Source organism: Corynebacterium sp. HMSC034E11 (assembly GCF_001835905.1).
Classification (GTDB): Bacteria; Actinomycetota; Actinomycetes; order Mycobacteriales; family Mycobacteriaceae; genus Corynebacterium; species Corynebacterium coyleae.
The window spans coordinates 61,586-67,608 of record NZ_KV826406.1; the positions used below are offsets into that span (position 1 = coordinate 61,586).

Genomic DNA, 6,023 nt, shown 5'->3' on the forward strand with positions numbered 1-6,023 from the left:
TTTACAATGACGGCCATGTCTTTGGGAGCACACGGCCTCGGAATCGCCAACATCGCCATAGACGGCACAGTGCTCGACACCTGGTACCCCACCCCCAAGCTCACACTTAACGACGACCACCCCACCACCCAACGCACCTCCGCCCACAACCTCTCCCCCGAATTCCTGCGCCTCATCGGCGCCGACCGCGACCGACTCGTCGAAACCGTGCCCGTACGCACCACCATCGCCGACCTCGACGCCCCACCCATCGACGCCCACGACGTCTACCTCCGCCTCCACCTGCTGTCCCACCGCCTCGTCGAACCACTCACCATCAACCTCGACGGCGCCCTCGACCACCTCACCCCCGTCGCCTGGACCAACAAAGGCCCCTGCCTCCCCCACAACTTCGAAACCGTACGCACCAACCTCCGCGCCCGCGGCCCCATCCACGTCTACGGCATCGACCGACTCCCCCGCATGGTCGACTACGTCGTCCCCACCGGCGTCACCATCACCGAAGCCGAACGCGTCCGCCTCGGCGCCCACCTCGCCGAAGGCACCACCGTCGTCCGCGAAGGCTACATCTCCTACAACGCCGGCACCCTCGGCCCCGCACGCATCGAAGGCACCATCTCCTCCGCAGTCGCCGTCGGCGCCAACACCACCCTCGCCCGCAGCACCGCCCTCATCGCCACCCCCACCAACAACAACGCCCTCGCCCGCCAACCCATGCGCATCGGCGCCAACTGCCACCTCCACCCCACCGCCAGCATCAACGGCATCACCCTCGGCAACAACTGCGACATCGGCGCCGGCATCACCCTCGAACCCCACACCCGAATCTTCGACCCCGCCACCGGAGAAGATTTTCCCGCGGGAAAACTCGCCGGCCGCAACAACCTGCGCATCCAACACGAGCCCTACACCACCGCCCCCGTGCTGCGCCCCGCAGAAACCACGCGCACGTAACACACGCATATAAACCGGAAAAGAATGCACTTCACTGCATGTCGAGGTTTAAGGTGTTCGACATGTCAACCCCCGTTTCCCCCGTCGCCGATTCCACCGCGCTCGCACGCGGCCTGAAAACGCGCCACCTCACCATGATGGGCCTCGGCTCAGCCATCGGTGCCGGACTCTTCCTTGGCACCGGCGTTGGCATCGCAGCCGCCGGCCCCGCCGTCATCCTCGCCTACATCGTCGCAGGCTTCATCACCGTGTGCTTCATGCAGATGCTCGCGGAAATGGTCGCCGCGCGCCCGTCGTCGGGCACGTTCTCCACCTACGCCGAGCAAGCCTTCGGCCGCTGGGCCGGCTTCGCCATCGGCTGGCTGTACTGGTTCATGATGATCATGATCATGGCCGTCGAAATCACCGGCGCGTCCGCGATCGTCGCCCAATGGTTCGCCATCTCCCCGTGGATCCCCGCGCTGATCGCCATTGGTTTTTTCACCGTGATCAATTTCGCCGCGGTGAAAAACTTCGGCGAGTTCGAATTCTGGTTCGCGCTGATCAAGGTCGCCGTGATTGTGGCGTTCTTGTGCATCGGCGTCGCCTTGTGGCTCGGTGTGCTGCCAGCCGGCGGGTTCATTGGCCTGTCAAATATCAGCGAGGTCGGCTTCATGCCCAACGGTTGGGCCGGTGTGGCCACCGCACTGCTCGCGGTCGCCTTCGCGTTTGGCGGCATTGAACTGGTCACCGTCGCCGCCGCCGAATCCGAAAACCCCGAAGCCGGCGTCCACTCCGCGATCCGCTCCATCATCTGGCGCATCTCCATCTTCTACATCGGCTCCGTGCTCCTGATCGTGCTGCTGTTGCCTTTCGACGAAATCGGCGGCGCGGACTCCGCAGCCGACTCCCCGTTCACTGCAGTGCTCGAAATGGCAAACATCCCGGGCGCCGTCGGCATCATGGAGGCCGTCATCGTCGTCGCCCTGCTGTCCGCCTGCAACACGCAGATCTACGGTTCGTCGCGCTTCATGCAAAACCTTGCAGTGCGTGGCGACGCCCCCGAGACCTTCGCTAAAACCGACCCCCGCGGCGTGCCCGTCCGTGCCGTGATCGTGTCCGTGTTCTTCGGCTTCGTCGCCGTTGCCCTGCAGTACTGGAACCCGCCCGGGCTGCTCGCCTTCCTCCTCAACGCAGTCGGTGGCTGCCTGATCGTGCTGTGGATCGTCGTCGCCCTGTCGTTCGTCCGCCTGCACCCGAAGCTCGAAGCAAGCGGCGAAATCACCGACGTACGTATGTGGGCCCCCAACGTCCTGCCCTGGGTCATGATCGCGCTCGCCGGCGGAGTCATCCTGCTCATGCTCGCCGACCCCGACGGGCGATTCCAAATGTTCGCCGTCGCCGTCGTTGTCGGTGTCGTTTCCCTCGCGGGAGTTTTGTGGACCCGCGCGACAGGAAAGCAACCGGCGAAGAAGAACGTGGCAGAGATTGAGGAGGTGCGGTAATGGGGTCGTCGACAAGCAATAGCGAGCTCGGCACCGGGCTGAAGTCCCGCCACCTGACACTCATGGGGCTCGGCACCGCCGTGGGTGCAGGCCTGTTCCTCGGCGTCGGCGTCGGCATTCGTGCCGCCGGCCCCGCGATTCTGGTCGCATACGCCATCGCCGGACTCATCGTCATCGCCGTGATGCGCATGCTCGGCGAAATGGCCGCCGCCCACCCATCATCGGGCTCATTCGCCACCTACGGACGCATGGCGTACGGCCACTGGGCAGGATTCCTCCTCGGCTGGCTGTATTACTTCCTGCTGATCATGGCGTGTGGTGCCGAACTCACCGGCGCCTCCGCCATGATGGCCTCCTGGTTCGACGTCCCCCAATGGGTGCCCGGGCTCATCGTCGTAGTTGTGCTCACCGCGGTGAACCTCGCGCAAGTGAAGGGCTTCGGCGAGTTCGAGTACTGGTTCGCCATGATCAAAATCGCGGTGATCGTCGGATTCCTCATCATCGGCGTTCTCCTTTGGCTGGGCGTGCTGCCCGCCAGCGGCTTCGTCGGCTTTGACAACGTGCGCGAATCCGGCTTCGCCCCCAATGGTGTCGCCGGCATCGCCGCAGGCCTCCTCGCCGTGGCATTCGCATTCGGCGGCATCGAAGTGGTCACCATCGCCGCCGCCGAATCCGAAGACCCCGCCGACAACGTCAAACGCGCCGTCAACTCCATCATCTGGCGCATCGCGATCTTCTACCTCGGCTCCGTCGCCGTGATCACCCTGCTACTGCCATACGCCACCATCGACGGCGCCGACTCCGCCGCCGACTCCCCCTTCACCGCCGTGCTCGAAATGGCAAACATCCCAGGCGCCGCAGCCTTCATGGAAGTCGTCATCGTGCTCGCACTACTCTCCGCATTCAACGCGCAGCTCTACGGCACCTCCCGCCTCGGCTACCAACAAGCGCTCGAAGGCGACGCACCAAAATGGATGGCGAAAACCAACGCCAACAACGTGCCCATGAACTCCGTGCTCGTCTCCGTAGTCTTCGCGTTTCTCGCCGTCGGCCTGCAATGGTGGAACCCGCCCGGAATGATCGACTTCATCATGTCCGCAACCGGCGGCTGCCTCATCGTCACCTGGATCATGATCACCCTAAGCTTCATCAAACTCCACCCACGCATCCGCGAATCCGCCGTCCGCGTCCACGGCGCAACCTGGGTGCCATGGGTCACGCTCGCCGCCCTCGTCGGTTTGACGGTGCTCATGCTTTTCGACGACGCCGCCCGCTCCCAAGTCATCTCCGTCACCATCCTCTCCCTCGCCCTGGTCGGCTTGTCGCTGCTGACCAAGAAACGCAGTGTCGTAAGGTAGTCGCCATGACTACCCCCACGACTGCAATTGCACGCGGAATCGCGACCATCACCCACGACGGCACAGTCCTCGACGTCTGGTACCCCGCCCCCAAGGTTGACGAGGCGGTGACGGAAACAGGCACTCGTCGATTAGAAGAGCCCGACGCCCGCTTCACCAACCTCGTCGGCCCCGACGAGGCACGCGGCGTCGCCCGCGTCGCAGTCGAAACCACCATCGCCGACCTCAGCGCACCGGCCATCGACGCATACGACGTCTACCTGCGCCTCCACCTACTGTCCCACCGCCTCATCCGCCCACACGGCGCCAACATGGACGGCGTGTTCGGCCTCCTGTCCAACGTCGTCTGGACCAACTACGGCCCCTGCGCCGTCGCCGACTTCCAAATGACCCGCGCACGCCTCGCCGAAAACGGCCCCGTCGTCGTTTTCTCCGTGGACAAATTCCCACGCATGGTCGACTACGTTGTGCCGAGCGGCGTGCGCATCGGCGACGCCGACCGCATCCGCCTCGGCGCCCACCTCGCCGAAGGCACCACCGTGATGCACGAAGGCTTCGTTAACTTCAACGCCGGCACCCTCGGCGCATCCATGGTCGAAGGCCGCATCTCCGCAGGCGTTGTCGTCGGCGACGGCACCGACATCGGCGGCGGCGCCTCCATCATGGGCACCCTGTCCGGCGGCGGCAAAGAAATCATCTCCCTCGGCGAACGCTGCCTCCTCGGCGCCAACGCCGGCGTGGGCATCTCGCTTGGCGACGACTGCATCGTCGAAGCCGGCCTCTACGTCACCGCCGGCACAAAGGTCGTCCTCACCGCACCCGTCGCCGAAGCCCTAGGCAAGGAAGCCGGCGCCGAAGTGAAGGCCCTCGAACTCTCCGGCGCCAACGGCCTGCAATTCCGACGCAACTCCGTCACCGGCTCCGTCGAAGCCGTCCCGGCAAAGGGCATCGAACTCAACGAAGCCCTCCATGCCAACTAACCCCTGGTTCCCACCCGCCAACGACACTCTCACCGACGGCGAGTTGACGCTCCTGCCGTGGTCGCGCGTGAAAACCGTTCCGGGCGTGCGCGACGACCTGTTCGCTGCGTCGGTTGACCCGCGGATGGTTGAGTGGACGACGGTGCCGTCGCCGTACACCGTCGAGATGGCCGAGGCGTTCCTCGGCGACTCAGGTGACGGGTGTGCACGGTGGGCGCTTGTCGTCGATGACCGGTACTGCGGCAGTATCGAGCTGCGCCCCGATGATTCCGGTGGTGCCGATTTTGGTTACAACACTGCCCCGTGGGCCCGCGGGCGTGGTCTGATGACCCGTGCGGTGCGCCTGGTGACCGATCACGCTTTCGCCGAGGGGGCTCCCCTGCTGATTATTCGGGCGCTGCCGGGCAATGCTGCTTCGCGCCATGTCGCGGAAGTTAACGGTTTCGCCTTTTCCGGCGAGCGTGATGAACACGTGGAGTATGTCAAGCATGCCGAATAGCCCGCTCGCTGGCGGGTTATTGGCTAGTTAAAGAGTTGTTGCATGGCTCCGGGCGGATGCTTCTCGACGACCGACCCTCCCGGCGATACCCACACCGGTATCCCATCGCGTATCTGTATCCGCCCGTAGCGGTTTTCACGCGGGTCATCGTCGTTGCGCCCGTTATGAAACCGACATAACGGCACTAAGTTGGCAAGGTTGGTCTCCCCACCATGCCGCCAGGCCTGGATGTGGTGCATTTCGCAGTTGTCAGCTCCATGCCGGCAATCGGGCACCGGACAGGTTGGCGACATCATCGATGCCAATGCGCGTTGCTTGCTATTGGCAAACCGCTGGGTGCGGTATAGGTTTACCGCACCCTCGTGCGGGTGAAACGCCGCGACTTCCAGCTCGTCGCCGAAGTGCTGCGCGAGAAACTCCGCACCCGTCATCGTCGTGCCATCGGTTAGCGTGAGAGTGACCTCGTCGCCGGCGCCGGATTGGATCCGCGTCCATTCGGGAAGCGGCACCATAACAATCGGCCGTGGTACTGCATGCGGCACCCCACCACCGTCGCCATCACCACGCAACAGCCCCATAAGCGCATCAGCCATCTGGCCGGCTGGTGGCAGTTCCGTATCGATCAACCCACGCAGCGTGTGCTCAATATCAGCAATATTGCGTGCCGAATGCGTCAAGTGCAGCGTTGCCATACCCTCACGCGCCTTAGAGAAACGCACTTGCTTTTCAGGCGCGGGTTTCTTCGCGT

6 protein-coding genes are annotated in these 6,023 nt (G+C 64.3%); 5 read left to right on the plus strand and 1 reads right to left on the minus strand.

What is annotated here, in order from left to right; all coding sequences use genetic code 11:
* Window positions 1-15 precede the first annotated feature (15 nt).
* The 5 genes from HMPREF2690_RS07505 (at window position 16) to HMPREF2690_RS07525 (ending at window position 5,275) form a co-directional block, all read left to right on the plus strand.
* Window positions 16-954, plus strand: a complete 939-nt coding sequence (locus HMPREF2690_RS07505; protein ID WP_070820555.1) for a 2,3,4,5-tetrahydropyridine-2,6-dicarboxylate N-succinyltransferase — start codon at window positions 16-18, stop codon at window positions 952-954.
* 62 nt (window positions 955-1,016) lie between these two features.
* Window positions 1,017-2,438: an amino acid permease gene (locus tag HMPREF2690_RS07510; RefSeq protein ID WP_070820561.1), complete on the plus strand. Its 1,422-nt coding sequence runs from the start codon at window positions 1,017-1,019 to the stop codon at window positions 2,436-2,438.
* Window positions 2,438-3,796: an amino acid permease gene (locus tag HMPREF2690_RS07515; RefSeq protein WP_070820556.1), complete on the plus strand. Its 1,359-nt coding sequence runs from the start codon at window positions 2,438-2,440 to the stop codon at window positions 3,794-3,796. Before HMPREF2690_RS07510 ends, HMPREF2690_RS07515 begins: the two co-directional genes overlap by 1 nt.
* 5 nt (window positions 3,797-3,801) lie before the next feature.
* Window positions 3,802-4,776 carry a 2,3,4,5-tetrahydropyridine-2,6-dicarboxylate N-succinyltransferase gene (gene dapD / locus HMPREF2690_RS07520; protein ID WP_070820557.1) on the plus strand — a complete coding sequence of 325 codons (975 nt, stop codon included), beginning with the start codon at window positions 3,802-3,804 and terminating at the stop codon, window positions 4,774-4,776.
* On the plus strand, window positions 4,766-5,275 hold the full coding sequence (locus tag HMPREF2690_RS07525) for a GNAT family N-acetyltransferase (protein ID WP_083320342.1): 510 nt from the start codon (window positions 4,766-4,768) through the stop codon (window positions 5,273-5,275). Before dapD ends, HMPREF2690_RS07525 begins: the two co-directional genes overlap by 11 nt.
* Window positions 5,276-5,298: 23 nt before the next feature.
* On the opposite strand, the gene HMPREF2690_RS07530 is transcribed toward HMPREF2690_RS07525, so the two are convergent.
* On the minus strand, window positions 5,299-6,023 hold a 725-nt coding region (locus tag HMPREF2690_RS07530), incomplete at its 5' end, for an HNH endonuclease signature motif containing protein (RefSeq protein WP_210401385.1).